Raw genomic sequence first — 14,882 nt, forward strand, 5'->3', positions numbered from 1 at the left:
CACCCTTGACCCATGCCCGAAGGTGACACGGTCTGGCAGACGGCGAAGCGGCTGCACGGCGCTCTCGCGGGCAAGGTGCTGACCTCGAGCGACTTCCGGGTGCCGAAATACGCCACGGTGGACCTCACCGGCCGACGCGTGCTGAACACGATCCCGCGCGGCAAGCACCTGCTCACCCGGGTCGAGGGCGGACTGACCCTGCACACCCATCTGCGCATGGAGGGCTCCTGGAAGGTCTACGGCGACGGCGAACGCTGGAAGGGCGGCCCGGCCCACCAGATCCGGGTGATCCTCGGCACCGAGGACCGCACCGCGGTCGGCTACCGGCTCCAGGTCATGGAACTCATGCGCACCGCCGAGGAGGAGCGCGTGGTCCGCCATCTCGGCCCCGATCTCCTCGGCCCGGACTGGAACCCCGAACTCGCGCTGACGAACCTCCTCGCCGATCCCACGCGCCCCCTGGGCGAGGCCCTTCTGGACCAGCGCAATCTCGCCGGCATCGGCAACGTCTACAAGAGCGAGCTCTGTTTCCTGCTCGGCGTCACCCCCTGGCTCCCCGTCGGCGCGCTCCCCGCCGACCGCACCGCCAAACTGCCCGGCCTCGCGCAGAAGCTGCTGGAGGTGAACCGCGACCGCGTGGTCCGCCAGACCACGGGCCTGCGCCACCAGGACCTCTTCGTCTACGGCCGTGCGCCCCGCCCCTGTCTGCGCTGCCACACGTCGATCCGGGTGGCCGACCAGGGCGACGGCTCGCAGGAACGCCCCACCTACTGGTGCCCGTCGTGCCAGCAGGGCCCCGCCCCGGCGCCGGGTTCCCCGCAGCGCTGGCGCGAGCGCTATCGCCGTACGACTAATTGACGGACCGTCAGAAACACTCGTACCGTCCCCTCATGGCCGTGAAGGCGTACGACCTCACCGGACGCACCGCGTTCGTCACCGGCGCCGCGAGCGGGATCGGCCGCGCCTGCGCCGTCCTGCTCGCCCTCGCCGGCGCCACCGTGCACGGCGCGGACCGCGACGCGCAGGGCCTGCACGAGACGGCGACGCTGATCGAGGACCAGGGCGGCACATCCCATACCCACCACCTGGACGTCACCGACCGTGGGCAGGTCCGCCGGGCCGTGGAGTCCTGCGAGCGCCTCGACGTGATGGCCGCCGTCGCCGGGATCATGCACAGCAGCCCCGTCCTGGAGACCCGCGACGAGGACCTCGACCGGGTGCTGGACGTCAACTTCAAGGGGGTGCTGTACGCCTGCCAGGAGGCCGCCCGGCTGATGCTCGCGCAGGGTACCGGCGGCAGCATCGTCACCATGGCCTCGGGCGCCGTGGACACCGGCGGCCCCGGTCTGCTCTGCTACGGCGTCGCCAAGGCGGCCGTGGTCCAGCTGACGAAGACCCTGGCGACCGAGGTCGGCCGTCATGGCATCCGGGTCAACGCCGTCGCCCCCGGCTGGATCCGCACCCCCATGACCGATCGCCACGACCCCGGCGCACAGGCGCACACCGAGGCGCTCATGGCCCGTATGTCGCCGCTGGGCCGCGTCGGCGCGCCGGAGGACATCGCTCACGCGGTCCTTCACCTGGCATCCGACGCGTCCGCCTTCACCACGGGCCAGATCCTCCGCCCGAACGGCGGAGTGGCCATGCCCTGGTGACCCTCTCCCCAAGCCCCCACCCTCGCCCCCGGCGGCCCCGGCCACCTCACCGGGCTCGACAGCCCGGGCCTCAGCGGGCCCGACACCCCCGGCGCCACCAGGCCCCGCAGCCCCGTCCTTCCCAAAACCGGCGGCTCCCGCCTTCCCGAACCGACCGCACCGGCCTTCCCCGACCCGCGGCCTCCCCGTACCCAGCCGCACCGGCCCTCCCAGACCCGGCCTAACCGGCCAGACCCGACCCCACCGGCCAGACCCGACCCCACCGGCCAGACCCGACCGCACCGGCCTCCCCAGCCCTGGCCTACCCGGAACCGGCCGCCCCTGCCTCCCCGGACCCGGCTTCCGCGCCCTCCCCCGACCCGGCGGCCTCCGCTCCCTCGCCCTCAGGCCCCGCCCGCAGCGCCGCCCCGGGCCCCCACCAGGCCGCCCGCCACCGCCCCGCCGCGATCGCCCCCACGGCCCGCCCCTTGGCCACGCAGTGCACCGGCAGCAGGCTCAGCCCCCAGCCGCCGGCGGCGACCGCACCCTCCAGAGCGCCGGCGCCCGGTGCCAGGGCGAGCCTGACCACGGCCCACCACCACACGGCACCGAGCCCGACCAGCGCCCCCCGGCGCACCACGCGGTCCGCCACGGCCCTTCCGCCCCGGGTCAGACGTTCTCCGCCTGGAACATCCAGTGGTGAACTCCTAGATCATGGATTGACCTGGACAAGAGCACGCTCCCGGGAGACGGGTTCCGGATTCCTTCCGGTCGGCTGGGAAATCTCCCCGCCGCTTCCGTCAGTCTCGCCCGGCTCCGCCCACGCCGCATCCAGGACGGACCGCGTCTGCTCCTCCGCCTCGGCGAAGAGGTGCGCGTAGATCCGCATGGTGAACGCCACGTCCGTGTGCCCGAGCCGTCGGGAGACGACCTTCGGGTTCTCGCCTCCGGCGATCAGCACGGAGGCGTAGTGGTGGCGCAGGTCGTGCCATCGGTAGCGCCTGGCCTTCGCCTTGGTGCACATGGCTTTGAAGGCCCAGTCCAGCGTGGACTCACCGATCGGCGTGCCGCCCGGCATGGTGAAGACCAGGCCTGCCCACTCGCCCTGCGCCGGGGGCGGGTACTTCGAGAGGTACCAGGCGAGGAGATCGATCGCGGCCTTGTTCAGCGGCAGCGTGCGGCGGCCGGCCCCGGTCTTCAGCTTGTCGAGGTAATAGCCCTTGCCCGGCTCGTACACCAGCTGCTGGTGGACGTCGAGGGCCTGGTTCAGCAGGCGCAGATTGTCGACGCGCAGACCGCGGATCTCGCCCGAGCGCATGCCCGTGAGGGCGTCGAGCTGGGCCATCACCGCCCACCTGTCCCGGTGGGCCTCCTTGATGATGAGCCGGACCGTGCTCACGTCCGGCGGGTCGATGTGGGGTTCGACCAGGGTGGGGGCCTTGATGCCGTCGAAGGGCGAGACGGGGATCATGCGGTCGATGACGGCCATCCGGAACACCGAGCGCACCAGGCGGGAGACACGGTTGGGGGTGGCTCCGCCGAGCTCGTACTTGCTGGTGAGCAGGTTCTGCCAGGCGCCGGCCTCACTCGGGCGGATGGAACGGACCTCACGCCCTGCCCACTCGGGGATCAGGTAGCGGTTCATCACGCCGCGGTACTCGCGCTTGGTGCGCTCGATCGTGTTGGTCGCCGGGAGCCAGATGTCGAACACGACTTGTTCGATCTTCGTCTTGCCTCGGTCGGGATCGATCCACGATCCGTCGAGCTTCGAGGCCTCCTGCTTCGTGATCTCTTTCTCGGCCTCGGGCTTGGTGCGGTGCAGCGATGTCCGCTCGGCGCCGTCCGGGCCGTTGTAGCGGGCCTGCCAGCGCTTGCCCTTGCCGTGTGCCTTGGCGGCGACCTTGCCCTTGTGCTCGCCGCACTCAGCGGCGCCCTTGGGCGGAGTTGACAGGTGCCACCGGTCAACGACGTACCCCATTGACCACCTCCCTGATGGTGCGTTCGTCGACCCCGAGATCGGCGAGCACGGCAGCCGCCTGCTCTCGGATCTCGGGGTCCTCTCTGGCGCGTGCGTTGACGACAGCGACCGGAGTGCCGTCGATCACCGCCGTAAAGGCGGCGATGCGGGACGACTCAAGATCAGCAACGGTGATGGCAACGGAACGTTTGAGCACAGGCTGTACGCCTCCCCCTGGCGGAACGTGACCGTCCGAGTCAGAGAAGAGTAAACCTGTTACGTCTCGTTGCTAAGCGTTTCGTCGCAAAACGTTCAGTAACGTTCAGCTCGACTCACGCAGTAAACCGCGACGACGCAGGTCGTCGAGTGCGATCTTGGTCGCCTTGCGGATCTCGGCCGACGTCACGTTGTCCAATGCCCGGACCATGGCGTTGGAGATGACGGCCTCCACCTGGTCGTCGGTGACTTCGACTCGGACGTCCTGCCAGCCGCCCGGCGGTTCGGCGCCCGCGAGCACCGCATCGACCGCACCTGACGGCCAGCCCAGCGCTTTCGCGATGGGTGCGAGCGTGTAGGGCATGCGCCTCTTGGGCACGCGGCCCGCCTCCGCATCCTGAACGCTCTTCGTCGAGACGCCTGCCCGCTGAGCGAGCTCGTCCTGGGTCAGCCCTTGTCTCTCCCTCGCCGCGCGTAGCGCCCGTCCTAGACGCCCCCACGCATCAGGGTCCTGGGTCATGGTCATCACGAAGCGCCCCTTCGTGTTCCGTGCCAGTCAACGACCGGCAACAACAGGCAACAGGGTAGAGCGACCAGACCCCTGCCGACATGCAAGAACGCGTCAACTCGACATACCGAACACTTGTCTCGCATCAACTCCGCTCAATGCGTTGCATCGATGCGCTTCGTTGCGTATCGTCACGGCATGCAGGTTGATGGTCCGAGAATCCGCCGACGGCGAGAACGCAACGGTCAAGGCCTCCGTGCCTTCGCATCCGCCGTCGGTGTCTCCCCCAGCCATCTGTCCCGGATCGAACGCGGTGAGCGCGCCCCGCAACCCGAGGTTCTGGTCCGGATCGCGCGGGGCCTGAACTGCCCAGTTGAAGAACTCGAAGGAGCCGAAGGAGCACACGATGAGCGAGCCCAACACCGACTCGCCGTTCATGACGACGAAGGAGCTCGCGGTCCACGTCCGTAGGTCCGTGGCCACGGTGCGCGGATGGCGCCACCGGGGCACCGGCCCCAAGGGCGTCAAGGCCGGCCGCGGTGTTCTGTACCGCCGCGACGTCGTCGAGGCGTGGCTGAAAGCGCAGGAAGACGCCGACGAGCTGGCCCGCCGCGCCGTCGCCTGATCACACAGTTCGGGGCCGCGCCCGGCTGGACCCCGGAACGCGACCCCTCGGCACACCACACCCAAACCCGAACCAGGAGTGGAGAACCGTGACCACAGCATCCCAGACCCCGGAGGCGCAGACCTCCGAGACCGCGGCCGCCGAGCGCCGCCGCGGGTCCCTGACGGCCGCCGCCGGCACCATCGCCGCAGCGATGAAGCGGGGCGCCGGGGCCCCTGCCGAAATCGCCCAGTCCCTGATGGACGTCGGGCTCCTGTTCGACCCGCAGACCGCGGCCGACATCGCGGCCGCCGCGTACGACCAGGCGCACGCCGACGACGAGGCCGAGGTCACCGAGGCCCGGCAGGCCGAAGGCGCACTGGACTGGTTCCACGCCCGCTACCGGGCGGTGCAGCACCTGGTCTTCGGGCGTCCCGACACCGACCTGATGTTCGTCCGCGAGATCCTCACCGCGCTGGAGCCCGGACGCCCGGACGACATCCCGCCGTCCCTCACCTGGGCTGGCCTGGTGATGGGCCCCTCGGGCGACACCCCGAACGAACGCACCCTCGTCCCGCTGAACACCTCCTTCGGCGCTCAGGCGTTCCTCACCCTCACCGACGAACAGCGCCTGCAACTCGGTGGCCTCCTGGTCTCGGTCCTGCACACCGCTGAGGGCTGCGAGACGCCCGGCTGCGGAATGGCGCACGAGGACCTCGACGTCTCGGACCCGTCGGTCGAGGGATGGATCCTCGTCGCCGTCGCCGGCAGCACGCTCGGTTCCCGCTGGTGGTGCTCGCCTCTGTGCGCCAACGCCGCGATGACCGCAGGCGCTGCCGACATTGCGGCCGCCGACCAGGACGCGCCGGACGAGGACGACGTGGCACGGTGCAAGCGGTGCAGCTGCACCGACAGCGCCGCGTGCGCGGGCGGCTGTGCGTGGGTGCCGAACGAGCAGGGCATCGACCTGTGCTCCGCCTGCGCCACCCCGGCCGAGCTCGCGGCGGCCGGATGGGCGGTGTCCGGTGAGTGACACCGGCGGGCACACCCCGCTGCAGACCATCGAGGCCCTGGAGGCCGCCGCGTTCCGTACGGGGCAGGCCCTGCGCCAGGTCCTGGCCGAGCACCCCGAACTGCCCATCCGCGCCCTCCACCCGTACGTCCACGTCTCCGGCTACCTCGACGAGGAGGCCACGACCAGGGCCTCGGTGGAGATCAGCACCCACGGTGTGGACGGCGTCCACGCCTGGGCCCAGGCGCTCGGCGGCGAGCCCGTGATCAGCATCCACGGCGACTCCGCCCACCCGTTCGAGCACGCGGAGCTGAAGGTGACGCTCGGCGGGACCGAGGTGCGGATTTGTGGCACGCGTCGCCTCACCGACACCGCGGCAGCGGCCCTGGACTCGGAGAAGGACCAGGCGCCCGCCGCTGGGGGTGACAGCTGATGCCGCGCCCCCGACTTCCGGAGACCAGCGAAGGACAGCGCCGGGCCCGCCTGGCCTGGAACCAAGGCCGCACGGGCAAGAGCCAGTCGGCCACCGACACGCCCATCGTCTCCAAGTGCGCGGCCGAAAACTGCGGCACCGCTGTCACCTCCCCGCGTCCGCCGACAGCGGGCATGGTGCAGGTGAGTGGCGCTGCGGATGGCGCGGCCGCGCATTGGTACTGCCCCGGCCGGTGCTCGGCGATCGCCCAGGCACGGGCGGACCTGCGCGCCGTTTCGACGCGGTCGGGCGGTGAGCCGCAGTGACCGCCGTCGGGGAGCTGGCGGCCGGCATGGCAGGGAAGAGCACCCGGGGCAGCAGCCTGCTGCCGTTGGGCGATGCCACCCTCGCCGCGCTGCTGGCCGCGCTGCTGCTGGACCGCTACGCCGCCGCCGTGTCCGCCGAGCTGGGCGAGATCGAGTTCGTACCGGACGCGATGGAGACCGGCACCCGCTTCGAGCCCGGAGGCGGCCAGGAGCTGTTCTTACGGCTGGAGTGGCTGCCCGGGCACGACGGCCTGGCCGTGCCCGCAGTGCGGGCCGAGGGCCTGACGCTGGAGTGGTCGCACATCGTCGGCTGGCTGGTCCACTCCGGCGCGGACGTGGTCGTGCCCGACGCCGCCCTGCTCGCTGACCCTCCGGTCGTCGGCCACCTGGCGATGCACGCCTCGGTGTGCGGGATCCGCTGTGGCTGCGACAAGCCCGACGGCACGGCCTGCTGGACGGGCGCCGCCCAGCTCGGCGCCGCCCTCGACTCCTACGACGAGCGCATGGGGGTGACGCCCCGATGATCTGGCTCTTCGTCACCGTGGCCGTCGTCCTGGCAGTGCTCGTCGCCCTCGGCGTCGACGACACCCGCTGGAGGCGACGCGCCCTGCCCCGGGTACGGCAGCGGCCGCCCCGGGTGCCGTACCTGCCCGAGACCGCCAGCGGCCCGTGGCAGCCGGAGTTCCACCTGAACCGCGGCCGCCGGGTCCGCGCCGCCCGCGCCCGCTACCGCTGGCCGCAGGACCCGCCCCGTATCCGCCTGCCCCGCCCGACCGAGGAGGACCGATGGACCGGACCGACGTCATCGCCGGAGTCCTGCGCCGCCCCACGCTCCGCCGCCGACTCCTCGGACACGAGCTGCGAGGCCGCCTGATCCAGGGACTCGGCCGGGGCTCCACGGTCCCGGAGTGGACCGCGACGATCCCGCAACTGGCCGAGGACCTCGACACCGCGGTGACGGCCGCCGACGCAGCCGCGGCCGCCATCACGGCGGCCAGCGCGGGGGCCGGTCACGCCCTGGTCGTCGAGCAGCGCGGCATCGACCTGGTCGGCACCTGCCAGTGCGGCCGCCCCCTGGGGCGCATCCGCCCCGGCAGCCCGCTCGACGCCCTCGCCGTCCCGTGGATCACCCACACCACCGACGCGCTCGCCGCGTCCGCCATCCGCGCCACCGCCTGACCGCCCACCCCGAACCCCGGGCGGGCGGGACGTGACCTGAACCGTCCCGCCCACCCGGCCACCACGACCGAGGACACCGCACCATGCACCGACCTGTCGTACACCGCCGCGACCCGCGACTGGAGATCCTCACCGAAGGCATCGAGGACGTCATCCCCCGCGCCACGCCGGCGTACCTGACCGTCACGGTCACCGAGACGCTGCCCGGCACCGCCAACCCCGACGGCACACCCCACACGAACACCTGGACCGGCCGCCCCGCGGACCTGGCCCAGCACCAGTTCACCCGCCTGTACGGGCGGCCGCGGTCCCAGGAGCCGCGGTCCCCGCTGGCGCAGGCCGAGGACGCCAAGCGCCGCCGCGACCTCGGCGGCGAGATCGGCGCGCTCATGTCGGCCGGGAACGCGCTGGAATCCGCGCCCTGGTATCCGTGCCGCCGCGGCGACGTCGTCCTGCTCGCCTACCCGGCCGCCGGCGACTTCCCCGCCCACGGGGAGACGTACGTGATCGACGACGCCGGTGACGGCCTGATGAGCATGAAGCTCGTCGCCCACTCCAGCCCGCTCGCGCAGGACGAGCAGGAGGGGTACGTGGGCTGCTACGCCACCGAGGCCGCCGACTGCCCGATCAATGAGGCGTGGTTCGAGGCGGGCCCGCATCTGCTGACGATCGTCCGTGACGGCCGCCCCGTCCACGTCGGGGGTGCGCGATGACGTTCGAGGCCGCGCCGCAGCCGGCGCCCTGGTTCGAGCTCCTCGAGGGCAGTGTCCGGGCGCTGGGCGAGGCCGCGCGCGAGTGGCAGATCGCCGACCGGGCCGCCGCTCTCAACGTGGCCCACCTGGAGAGGTCGAACCGTTTCCACGAGGGGAAGACCACCCACGAGCCCGGTCCCGGCACCCCGGTTCTGTGGCGCCGCACGCGCACCAACCACCGCCCGCACGTCCAGGCCTTCTTCACGCTGCAGCGCGTCTACGGCGAGCACCGCAGACTCACGCGCCGCGAGTACCGGCAGGCGGCGCTGCTGTTCGCCTCCGGCGCTGCCTGGGCGATCGGCCTGGTGCAGGACGGCCAGGAGCCGCGCCAGGTCGTGTTCGAACTCGACGGCTACGAGCGGCCCGCCCCCGTCCCGCACCCTTGCGCCATCGCGGGCCTGACCGGCTGGGTCCACGGCGGAGAGGTCGAGCGCGCCTACGAGCGGCTGACGTCGAAGCAGCTCGCCTTCGACGTCTGCGAGGAGATCGCGGGCCGCGACGACCGCGACGTGACCGAGCGCGACGCCAACGAGATGTTCGACGCCGCCGACGCCGCCCGCGGCCTGGAGGACGCCGCCTACGAGTACGGCCTCCTCGCCGAACGCGCCCTGGGCCACGTCCTCCTCCCGGCGCGGGATACCCACCGCAGGCAGCTCGCCGAGCAGCGGGCCGCCGGCGCTGCGCAGTCGGGCGAGGTGGCGCAGTGACGCGCGCGGACCGGCGCACGCTGGTGCGCCAGCTGCACGAGCAGGGCCTGAGCCGGCGCGCGATCGGCGAGCGCCTCGGCGTCGGCAAGGACACCGTGCGCCGCGACCTGGACGCCATCAAGCGCCAGGACGAGTGCGAGAGCGCGCCGCCCGCCGCGCCTGCTGCGCCGGAAACGCCGCAGGCCAGCGATGGCGCCACGGGCGAAAGCGCGCCGCAGGATGCGCCGCCTGCCGAGGACGCGCGCGCCGACGAGCAGGGCGCCGCCGCGCCGGGCGCGCCGGTGGCGCGCCTGCCGCGCCGGATCCCCGTGGACAGCCGGCTGACCCTCGACGTCGACCTGAGCAAGCGGCACGCGCTGCGCCGTGCTCTGGCCGACCTGGCGGTGACCGGGCTGAGCCTCGAGGAACTGGTCGGTCAGGGTCTGGTGGTCCTGGCTCTCGCCCACCGGCAGGGCGTCGCCGCGCAGCGGATCAGTCCGCAGGGCCGGTTCACGGTTCTCGGTGCCCGCGCCGTGCCGTCCCAGCCCGGATACGCCGTCCCGCGCAGACCCCAGCCCGCCGCCTCCGCCGAGGGCGTCTGAAAGCCGGTCCGGCCGCCGGGCCGCTCACCCCCCACCGCTGCTGGCGGCCGGACCACCCAACCCGAACACCCGTACGGAGGCTCGTCGTGTATCGCATCTGGCTCCTGATCTCCGCCGCCGTCCTGGCCGCGGTCCTCGGCTGCCACCGCCCGGCCTCCGGCGAGGAACCCGCGCCCAGACCGGCCGCCGCCCCGGCCACGCCCGCCAGGGGCTGACCGGCCATGGCCGAGCGGTGGCCGCCCGCCGACCTGTTCGGCCTGCACGTCGACCTCGGCGACTACCACAGCGTCCGCCGCGTATGGCTGCGGCTGCCCGTCGCCCGCTTCACCTGCCTCAACGGCTGCGACGAGGAGGCGGTCGGCGCCGCCGACGTCGCCGCCCTCACCGAACGTCTCGCCCAGACCCACGCCCGGTCCTGCCCCGGGCCTGCACCGAAGGAGTCCTCTGCATGACCTCGCCTCGCCCCGTTCCCCTCCCGTCCGCCCCGCCGTTCAGCCGGACCCAGTGGGAACGCGCCGTGTTCGCCGGCGCCGACCTGCACGCCAACCACCGTGCGGTCGCACTGGTCCTGGCCCACATGGCTGCCGGCGGCTCCCGCCTGGAGACGGGCGGCCCGCAGACCCTCGGCAACCTCTCGGGGTGCACGCGCCTGTCGCAGGACTGCGTGCGCAAGGGACTGGCCGCGCTGGAGTCCGGCGGCTACATCACCCGTCCGGACATCCACCTGTGGACCAGCCGCCGCATCTGGCCCATCACCCTGACCATGCCGCCTCGGCCCGCGGCCGCCCCGGCCGGCGGCGAGGGCGCGGAGCGTACGGAGCCCGCGCATCCCAGCGGGGCCGTGTCGTGAGCGGCGGCCGGCCTCCTGCCGGGCAGTTACCGCTGCTGCCCGCCGACCCGCCCCGGTGGGGCGGCCCCGCCGCCGTCGCCGCGGATCCGATCGTCACCTCCGGCCGTACCGAGTTCACCGTCCTGTGCGACGGCGAAAGCGGCTGTGGCCAGCGCCACCGACACACCGGCCCCGGGATCCGCACCGCCCCCTGCGGTGCGACCTACACCGTCCCCGACCCGACCGAGGAGGAAGCCCCGCCGTGAACCGCCGTGCCAAGAACCGCTCCGCCCGGGCCGCTCGCTTGGCCCGCCAGCAGCGGGCCCGCGCGAACCGCCCGCTCCGCCAGGAGCAGGACCAGCTCACACACCCGCTGCTCGCCATGGAGCTGCCCTTCTCCGGCTACCTGGCCTGGATCCGTCCGGAGACCGTGACGCTGGAGGAGGGAGCGAGCGAGGAGGCGCGGGCCCTGTACGAGCGCGTGCAGCGCCTGGGCCCGCTGTACGGCCGCCGCATCCCTGTGGCCGCGCTGTATCTGGACAGCTACATCCAGCAGGGCCAGCTGCCCGTGGCCGTGCCGGACCAGCCCGGCCACGCGGCCCTCGTCCCCTTGGCGGAGCTGGTGGCCACGACGGCCGACGCCGGGATGGTGGCCGCCTACCGCGCTGCCCACCCGGATCTGTCGGACGACGAACTGGGCCTGGCCGCCGACGAGGAGGAGGCCGGCGCGAGCGTGCACCTGCTGCACCACCACGGCGCCCTGGTCCTCGACGACGACAACGTCATCCTGCTGTCGGACCTGGTCTGACGGATGCCGCTCCTGCCCGCGTCCGCCTCCGAGCCCCGCCACCTCCGTGGCGGGGCCGGCAGTGCTGGCCCCGGGCAGGACGAGCCGCGCTGGTACGGGCAGAAGGTGAAGCTGGCCAAGCGCGTATGGGGCGAGGGCCGTTACAGCCCTGGCGCCGTCGCCTGGCACGCGCAGATCACCGCCTTGCAGGTGCGGCCCGAGCGGTGCCGCGCCTCCGTGGCCACGCTCGCCCGGTGGATGGGCGACGGCAAGCGGACCGGCGAGCGCTACCTCGCCGAGCTCCACGCGCCCGGGCGCGACGGAACGCCCGAGCTGACCACGATCCGGCACACCGATTCCGCCGGCGACGGCGAGACCGCCGAGCGCTGGACGCGCGCCGTCGGCCGGGACGAGCACTTCGCGATCGTGCCTGTCCTCGCGGCGAAGACGATGCGCCACCCGCTGTTCGTCCTGTACTGCGCGATCACCTACGCCGAGGCCACCGGCACACCGGTCACCATGGCCGAGCTCGCCGAGCTCCTGGACGTGACCGAGATGACCGCCCGCCGCATGGTGGGCGAGCTGGAGCGCCTCGGCTGGATCACCGTCGACCGCCGCGCCGGCGCGCACGGCCGCCACGAGTACACCGTCCACGACCGGCCGCTTCCCCCGGCCGCCGCGCCGCCCGCGCCCGTGTCGTCAGATGGCGGATCGGGTCCGAGCGCAGATGGCGGATCCCTCGCGATCAAGGAAGACTCTGGACTGACCGACCCGAGAAGCACCCAGGTGGGTGGTTCTTTCCGCCGTAGGCGAGGTACCGGTAGTAAGCCCGCCACGCCTGTGGATACCAGCGGTAACCGGCAGGGGCGTGAAAATTTCACGCGGAAAGCTAAGCCCGGCATCGTCCCGGTCGCCTTCAAGCCCGCCCCTCGACCGCCTGTGCGCCCCGCTGCGGGCCCGGCGTACGACGGACCGGCGCTGACCCTGAGCCCGCGCGTCTGGGCCGTCCTGGCCCCCGTCGCGGATCTCCTCCCGGCCGTCTCGGCGTTCATGGTCCGGCGCATCGCCCGCGAGATCGGCCGCCAGCTCGACGCCGGGATCCTCGCCGAGGACATCCGCGACCAGCTCACCCGGCTCCGCGCATGGACCCCGCCCGCCCAGATCACCGACCCGGGCCGGTGGATCTACGGCGCCGCCCTGCCCGCACGCCCCGGACGGTGCGGCACCGCGGACTGCCACTACGGCTTCCAGCCCCGGACCGGCCGCCCCTGCAAGGCCTGCGCCGACACCCCCACCGACCGCCACTCCGGCCCCCGCTGGAAACCACCGCCCCCGCCGCCAGCCGCGCCCCTGCGCGAGTGCCCCGGCTGCACCGCGCCCTACCGCCTGCCCCTGCGCCACACCCACTGCCGCCTCTGCCGCACCGACCTGCCAGCCGCCTGACACCCCGAGAGGAGAGCCCCCGATGTCCTTCCCGCCCCCGCGCCCCGCCCCGCACAACGGGCCCGGCACCTGCACCAGATGCCACCAGGCCGTCATCTACTGCCTCACCGCCGAGAACAAAGTCACCCGGGCCGTCGACCCCGAGCGCAACCCCAACGGCAACCAGGCCGTGCACCAGGACCACACCGGCCGATGGATCGCCCGCCAGCTCGACCGCGAACGCCCCACCCCCGAGCACGCCGAAGTCCTCCACATGCCCCATGTCGCGACCTGCCCCGTACCCGCACCCCGCCCGTCCCGCGCGGCCGCGCCCCGCCAGCGCCGCGGCGTCCGCCCCGCCCCCTGGTGGCGGCGATGAGCCCCCGCAGGCCGGCGGACATCGACGGCATAGCCGCGATGCTCCGCGACGGCGCCACCTACCGGGAGATCCACGCGGCGTACGGCTGCTCGCGCGGCACCATCTCCCAGGTCCGCCGCGACCACCGCATCCCCACCCCGGACCGGTGGAAGAAGCACCGGACCGTCGCCGAGGTCCTCGCCCTCAACAGCGAGGCCTGCGAGGACGGACACGTCCGCTGGACCGGCCCCCACGCCAGAGGCAACCCCGAGCTGTGGGCCAACGGCCGCCGCTACAACGGCCGCCACGAAGCCTTCAAGGCCCACCACGGCCGCGCCCCTCTCGGCCGTGTCACCGCCAGCTGCGGCCGGCCGGGATGCATCGCGGGCCCGCACCTCGCCGACCGCGTCATCCGCGACGCCGACGCCGTCCTCGCCAGGATCCTCCCCAGGGCCACCTCATGAGCCCCCGCAGGCCGGCGGCCACGCAGGAGCAGATCGCCGCCATGCTCCGCGACGGCGCCACCTACGAGGAGATCCGAAGCACCCTGCACGTCGGCAGCGGCAGCATCGCCCTCGTCCGCGCGACCCTCGACCTCGAGCCCGGCCCGAACCAGACCCAGCGGCTCACCCCCGACGAGCAGCGCGCCGCAGCGGAAAGGCGCTACCCGCAGGTCGCAGCAATGCTCCGCGACGGCGCCACCTACCGGGAGATCACCGCGGCCACCGGCACCAACGTGCACACCATCACCCGCGTCCGGCGCGTCCTCGGCATCCCTGCCCAGCCCGCCTCACGCCGCCCCCGCACCATCGCCCAGACCATCGCGCAGCACCTCGACACCCACGACGACGGACACGCCTTCTGGACCGGCCCCCGGGCCGGAATGCTCCCGATCCTCTGGGCCGGCGGCCGCCGCTACAACGCCCGCCACGCCGTCTTCAAGGCCCACCACGGCCGCACCCCTGAAGGGCTGGTCACCCGCACCTGCAACCAGCCCGAGTGCCTCGCCGGCGCCCACCTCGTCGACGAGCGTCTCCGCCACGCCGAGCAGCTGCTCGACGAACAGTTCGCCGCGATCTTCGGGCCGGACGCCTCATGACGCCGCGCCAGGTCCTCATCGTCTCCGCCCTCGGCGGCGCCGGCGGAGTCCTCGCCGTCGCCCTGGTCCTCGCCGTCGGCTACGGCATCGGCGTCTTCCTCCTCCGCGCATACGACCGCCTGAGCGCATGGCGGTGCGAGCGCCGAGAGCGCCGCGAGGAACAGGCCGCACGCGCGTACCAGGCCAGCCTCGACCTCAACACCTGCAACGCCATCTTCGCCCTCGACGACCACGACCCCAGGGATCCCCGATGACCAGCTGCGAGCCCGGCCGCTTCTGCCCCGACCATCCCGACGCCCCAGGCCTCCTCGCCCTCGCCGCGTCCGCCCTCCTCGGGATCACCCTCCTCGCCCTCGCCGTCGTCGCCCTCGTCAACCTCACCGAGACCACCGCGCGCCGCATCCGCCTCGCGCGCGGGCGCGCGCCTGCGATTGCGCGCCTGCGATTGCGCGCGCACGCCCGCGCGCGAGAGGCCACCCCTACCCGCCAGTACGAATGA

General features: G+C 73.2%; 27 protein-coding genes. 23 read left to right on the top strand and 4 right to left on the bottom strand.

From position 1 onward, the window contains the following. Nucleotides 1–12: 12 nt before the first annotated feature. Nucleotides 13–858: an Fpg/Nei family DNA glycosylase gene (locus OG852_RS14380; protein ID WP_330348124.1), complete on the top strand. Its 846-nt coding sequence runs from the start codon at nucleotides 13–15 to the stop codon at nucleotides 856–858. A gap of 32 nt (nucleotides 859–890) precedes the next feature. Then, entirely contained in the window at nucleotides 891–1,655 is a 765-nt protein-coding gene (locus OG852_RS14385) for an SDR family NAD(P)-dependent oxidoreductase (protein WP_133913976.1), read from the top strand. Nucleotides 1,656–1,956: 301 nt separating this feature from the next. On the opposite strand, the gene OG852_RS14390 is transcribed toward OG852_RS14385, so the two are convergent. The 4 genes from OG852_RS14390 to OG852_RS14405 all read right to left on the bottom strand — a co-directional run bounded on the left by OG852_RS14390 (nucleotide 1,957) and on the right by OG852_RS14405 (nucleotide 4,333). After that, a complete protein-coding gene (locus OG852_RS14390) occupies nucleotides 1,957–2,286 on the bottom strand; it encodes a hypothetical protein (RefSeq protein WP_330348125.1) in 330 nt (109 codons plus the stop codon). Between the two features lie 60 nt (nucleotides 2,287–2,346). After that, entirely contained in the window at nucleotides 2,347–3,612 is a 1,266-nt protein-coding gene (locus OG852_RS14395; RefSeq protein WP_330348126.1) for a tyrosine-type recombinase/integrase, read from the bottom strand. Continuing rightward, nucleotides 3,596–3,808 carry a hypothetical protein gene (locus OG852_RS14400; RefSeq protein WP_330348127.1) on the bottom strand — a complete coding sequence of 71 codons (213 nt, stop codon included), beginning with the start codon at nucleotides 3,806–3,808 and terminating at the stop codon, nucleotides 3,596–3,598. Before OG852_RS14400 ends, OG852_RS14395 begins: the two co-directional genes overlap by 17 nt. Nucleotides 3,809–3,913: 105 nt before the next feature. Continuing rightward, nucleotides 3,914–4,333 carry a helix-turn-helix domain-containing protein gene (locus OG852_RS14405; protein ID WP_330348128.1) on the bottom strand — a complete coding sequence of 140 codons (420 nt, stop codon included), beginning with the start codon at nucleotides 4,331–4,333 and terminating at the stop codon, nucleotides 3,914–3,916. Nucleotides 4,334–4,513: 180 nt separating this feature from the next. Here OG852_RS14405 and OG852_RS50980 point away from each other — a divergent pair, with 180 nt between their 5' ends. From OG852_RS50980 to OG852_RS14510, 21 genes are all read left to right on the top strand, one after another. Beyond that, on the top strand, nucleotides 4,514–4,786 hold the full coding sequence (locus OG852_RS50980; protein WP_443064528.1) for a helix-turn-helix domain-containing protein: 273 nt from the start codon (nucleotides 4,514–4,516) through the stop codon (nucleotides 4,784–4,786). Then, nucleotides 4,722–4,940: a helix-turn-helix transcriptional regulator gene (locus OG852_RS14415; protein ID WP_330348130.1), complete on the top strand. Its 219-nt coding sequence runs from the start codon at nucleotides 4,722–4,724 to the stop codon at nucleotides 4,938–4,940. Before OG852_RS50980 ends, OG852_RS14415 begins: the two co-directional genes overlap by 65 nt. A gap of 88 nt (nucleotides 4,941–5,028) precedes the next feature. Further along, entirely contained in the window at nucleotides 5,029–5,952 is a 924-nt protein-coding gene (locus tag OG852_RS14420) for a hypothetical protein (protein WP_330348131.1), read from the top strand. Continuing rightward, on the top strand, nucleotides 5,945–6,364 hold the full coding sequence (locus OG852_RS14425) for a hypothetical protein (RefSeq protein WP_330348132.1): 420 nt from the start codon (nucleotides 5,945–5,947) through the stop codon (nucleotides 6,362–6,364). The genes OG852_RS14420 and OG852_RS14425 overlap by 8 nt, the downstream gene beginning before the upstream one ends. A gap of 331 nt (nucleotides 6,365–6,695) precedes the next feature. Further along, a complete protein-coding gene (locus OG852_RS14430) occupies nucleotides 6,696–7,193 on the top strand; it encodes a hypothetical protein (RefSeq protein ID WP_330348133.1) in 498 nt (165 codons plus the stop codon). Further along, on the top strand, nucleotides 7,190–7,543 hold the full coding sequence (locus OG852_RS14435) for a hypothetical protein (RefSeq protein ID WP_330348134.1): 354 nt from the start codon (nucleotides 7,190–7,192) through the stop codon (nucleotides 7,541–7,543). The genes OG852_RS14430 and OG852_RS14435 overlap by 4 nt, the downstream gene beginning before the upstream one ends. Further along, complete coding sequence (locus OG852_RS14440) at nucleotides 7,456–7,848, top strand: hypothetical protein (RefSeq protein WP_330348135.1); 393 nt, start codon at nucleotides 7,456–7,458, stop codon at nucleotides 7,846–7,848. Before OG852_RS14435 ends, OG852_RS14440 begins: the two co-directional genes overlap by 88 nt. A gap of 83 nt (nucleotides 7,849–7,931) precedes the next feature. Continuing rightward, nucleotides 7,932–8,561: a hypothetical protein gene (locus OG852_RS14445; RefSeq protein ID WP_330348136.1), complete on the top strand. Its 630-nt coding sequence runs from the start codon at nucleotides 7,932–7,934 to the stop codon at nucleotides 8,559–8,561. Continuing rightward, nucleotides 8,558–9,307 carry a hypothetical protein gene (locus tag OG852_RS14450; protein WP_330348137.1) on the top strand — a complete coding sequence of 250 codons (750 nt, stop codon included), beginning with the start codon at nucleotides 8,558–8,560 and terminating at the stop codon, nucleotides 9,305–9,307. The genes OG852_RS14445 and OG852_RS14450 overlap by 4 nt, the downstream gene beginning before the upstream one ends. Next, nucleotides 9,304–9,888 (top strand): hypothetical protein, encoded by a 585-nt coding sequence (locus OG852_RS14455; protein WP_330348138.1) that lies wholly within the window; start codon nucleotides 9,304–9,306, stop codon nucleotides 9,886–9,888. Before OG852_RS14450 ends, OG852_RS14455 begins: the two co-directional genes overlap by 4 nt. A gap of 86 nt (nucleotides 9,889–9,974) precedes the next feature. Further along, nucleotides 9,975–10,103, top strand: a complete 129-nt coding sequence (locus tag OG852_RS14460; RefSeq protein ID WP_330348139.1) for a hypothetical protein — start codon at nucleotides 9,975–9,977, stop codon at nucleotides 10,101–10,103. A gap of 6 nt (nucleotides 10,104–10,109) precedes the next feature. Continuing rightward, the gene (locus OG852_RS14465; RefSeq protein WP_330348140.1) at nucleotides 10,110–10,340 is read left to right on the top strand and encodes a hypothetical protein; all 231 of its coding nucleotides are present in this window, start codon (nucleotides 10,110–10,112) and stop codon (nucleotides 10,338–10,340) included. Then, nucleotides 10,337–10,738 carry a hypothetical protein gene (locus tag OG852_RS14470; RefSeq protein ID WP_330348141.1) on the top strand — a complete coding sequence of 134 codons (402 nt, stop codon included), beginning with the start codon at nucleotides 10,337–10,339 and terminating at the stop codon, nucleotides 10,736–10,738. Before OG852_RS14465 ends, OG852_RS14470 begins: the two co-directional genes overlap by 4 nt. Then, complete coding sequence (locus tag OG852_RS14475) at nucleotides 10,735–10,983, top strand: hypothetical protein (protein WP_330348142.1); 249 nt, start codon at nucleotides 10,735–10,737, stop codon at nucleotides 10,981–10,983. The genes OG852_RS14470 and OG852_RS14475 overlap by 4 nt, the downstream gene beginning before the upstream one ends. After that, nucleotides 10,980–11,525, top strand: coding sequence for a hypothetical protein (locus OG852_RS14480; RefSeq protein WP_330348143.1), 546 nt, complete (start codon nucleotides 10,980–10,982; stop codon nucleotides 11,523–11,525). Before OG852_RS14475 ends, OG852_RS14480 begins: the two co-directional genes overlap by 4 nt. Nucleotides 11,526–11,528: 3 nt before the next feature. Beyond that, nucleotides 11,529–12,947 carry a hypothetical protein gene (locus OG852_RS14485; protein WP_330348144.1) on the top strand — a complete coding sequence of 473 codons (1,419 nt, stop codon included), beginning with the start codon at nucleotides 11,529–11,531 and terminating at the stop codon, nucleotides 12,945–12,947. A 22-nt stretch (nucleotides 12,948–12,969) separates the two neighbouring features. Then, nucleotides 12,970–13,305: a hypothetical protein gene (locus OG852_RS14490; RefSeq protein ID WP_330348145.1), complete on the top strand. Its 336-nt coding sequence runs from the start codon at nucleotides 12,970–12,972 to the stop codon at nucleotides 13,303–13,305. After that, a complete protein-coding gene (locus OG852_RS14495) occupies nucleotides 13,302–13,748 on the top strand; it encodes a hypothetical protein (RefSeq protein WP_330348146.1) in 447 nt (148 codons plus the stop codon). The genes OG852_RS14490 and OG852_RS14495 overlap by 4 nt, the downstream gene beginning before the upstream one ends. Next, on the top strand, nucleotides 13,745–14,383 hold the full coding sequence (locus tag OG852_RS14500; RefSeq protein ID WP_330348147.1) for a Trp family transcriptional regulator: 639 nt from the start codon (nucleotides 13,745–13,747) through the stop codon (nucleotides 14,381–14,383). The genes OG852_RS14495 and OG852_RS14500 overlap by 4 nt, the downstream gene beginning before the upstream one ends. Further along, the gene (locus tag OG852_RS14505; protein WP_330348148.1) at nucleotides 14,380–14,637 is read left to right on the top strand and encodes a hypothetical protein; all 258 of its coding nucleotides are present in this window, start codon (nucleotides 14,380–14,382) and stop codon (nucleotides 14,635–14,637) included. Before OG852_RS14500 ends, OG852_RS14505 begins: the two co-directional genes overlap by 4 nt. Beyond that, nucleotides 14,634–14,882, top strand: a complete 249-nt coding sequence (locus tag OG852_RS14510) for a hypothetical protein (RefSeq protein ID WP_330348149.1) — start codon at nucleotides 14,634–14,636, stop codon at nucleotides 14,880–14,882. The genes OG852_RS14505 and OG852_RS14510 overlap by 4 nt, the downstream gene beginning before the upstream one ends.

The organism is Streptomyces sp. NBC_00582, assembly GCF_036345155.1.
In the GTDB taxonomy this organism is placed as follows: Bacteria; Actinomycetota; Actinomycetes; order Streptomycetales; family Streptomycetaceae; genus Streptomyces.

Coding starts and splice junctions, on each gene's coding strand:
- OG852_RS14380 (WP_330348124.1), top strand. CDS start 13: ATGCCCGAAGGTGACACGGTCTGGCAGACGGCGAAGCGGCTGCACGGC.
- OG852_RS14385 (WP_133913976.1), top strand. CDS start 891: ATGGCCGTGAAGGCGTACGACCTCACCGGACGCACCGCGTTCGTCACC.
- OG852_RS14395 (WP_330348126.1), bottom strand. CDS start 3,612: ATGGGGTACGTCGTTGACCGGTGGCACCTGTCAACTCCGCCCAAGGGC.
- OG852_RS14405 (WP_330348128.1), bottom strand. CDS start 4,333: ATGACCATGACCCAGGACCCTGATGCGTGGGGGCGTCTAGGACGGGCG.
- OG852_RS50980 (WP_443064528.1), top strand. CDS start 4,514: ATGCAGGTTGATGGTCCGAGAATCCGCCGACGGCGAGAACGCAACGGT.
- OG852_RS14415 (WP_330348130.1), top strand. CDS start 4,722: ATGAGCGAGCCCAACACCGACTCGCCGTTCATGACGACGAAGGAGCTC.
- OG852_RS14430 (WP_330348133.1), top strand. CDS start 6,696: ATGGCAGGGAAGAGCACCCGGGGCAGCAGCCTGCTGCCGTTGGGCGAT.
- OG852_RS14435 (WP_330348134.1), top strand. CDS start 7,190: ATGATCTGGCTCTTCGTCACCGTGGCCGTCGTCCTGGCAGTGCTCGTC.
- OG852_RS14440 (WP_330348135.1), top strand. CDS start 7,456: ATGGACCGGACCGACGTCATCGCCGGAGTCCTGCGCCGCCCCACGCTC.
- OG852_RS14445 (WP_330348136.1), top strand. CDS start 7,932: ATGCACCGACCTGTCGTACACCGCCGCGACCCGCGACTGGAGATCCTC.
- OG852_RS14450 (WP_330348137.1), top strand. CDS start 8,558: ATGACGTTCGAGGCCGCGCCGCAGCCGGCGCCCTGGTTCGAGCTCCTC.
- OG852_RS14465 (WP_330348140.1), top strand. CDS start 10,110: ATGGCCGAGCGGTGGCCGCCCGCCGACCTGTTCGGCCTGCACGTCGAC.
- OG852_RS14470 (WP_330348141.1), top strand. CDS start 10,337: ATGACCTCGCCTCGCCCCGTTCCCCTCCCGTCCGCCCCGCCGTTCAGC.
- OG852_RS14485 (WP_330348144.1), top strand. CDS start 11,529: ATGCCGCTCCTGCCCGCGTCCGCCTCCGAGCCCCGCCACCTCCGTGGC.
- OG852_RS14490 (WP_330348145.1), top strand. CDS start 12,970: ATGTCCTTCCCGCCCCCGCGCCCCGCCCCGCACAACGGGCCCGGCACC.
- OG852_RS14495 (WP_330348146.1), top strand. CDS start 13,302: ATGAGCCCCCGCAGGCCGGCGGACATCGACGGCATAGCCGCGATGCTC.
- OG852_RS14500 (WP_330348147.1), top strand. CDS start 13,745: ATGAGCCCCCGCAGGCCGGCGGCCACGCAGGAGCAGATCGCCGCCATG.
- OG852_RS14505 (WP_330348148.1), top strand. CDS start 14,380: ATGACGCCGCGCCAGGTCCTCATCGTCTCCGCCCTCGGCGGCGCCGGC.
- OG852_RS14510 (WP_330348149.1), top strand. CDS start 14,634: ATGACCAGCTGCGAGCCCGGCCGCTTCTGCCCCGACCATCCCGACGCC.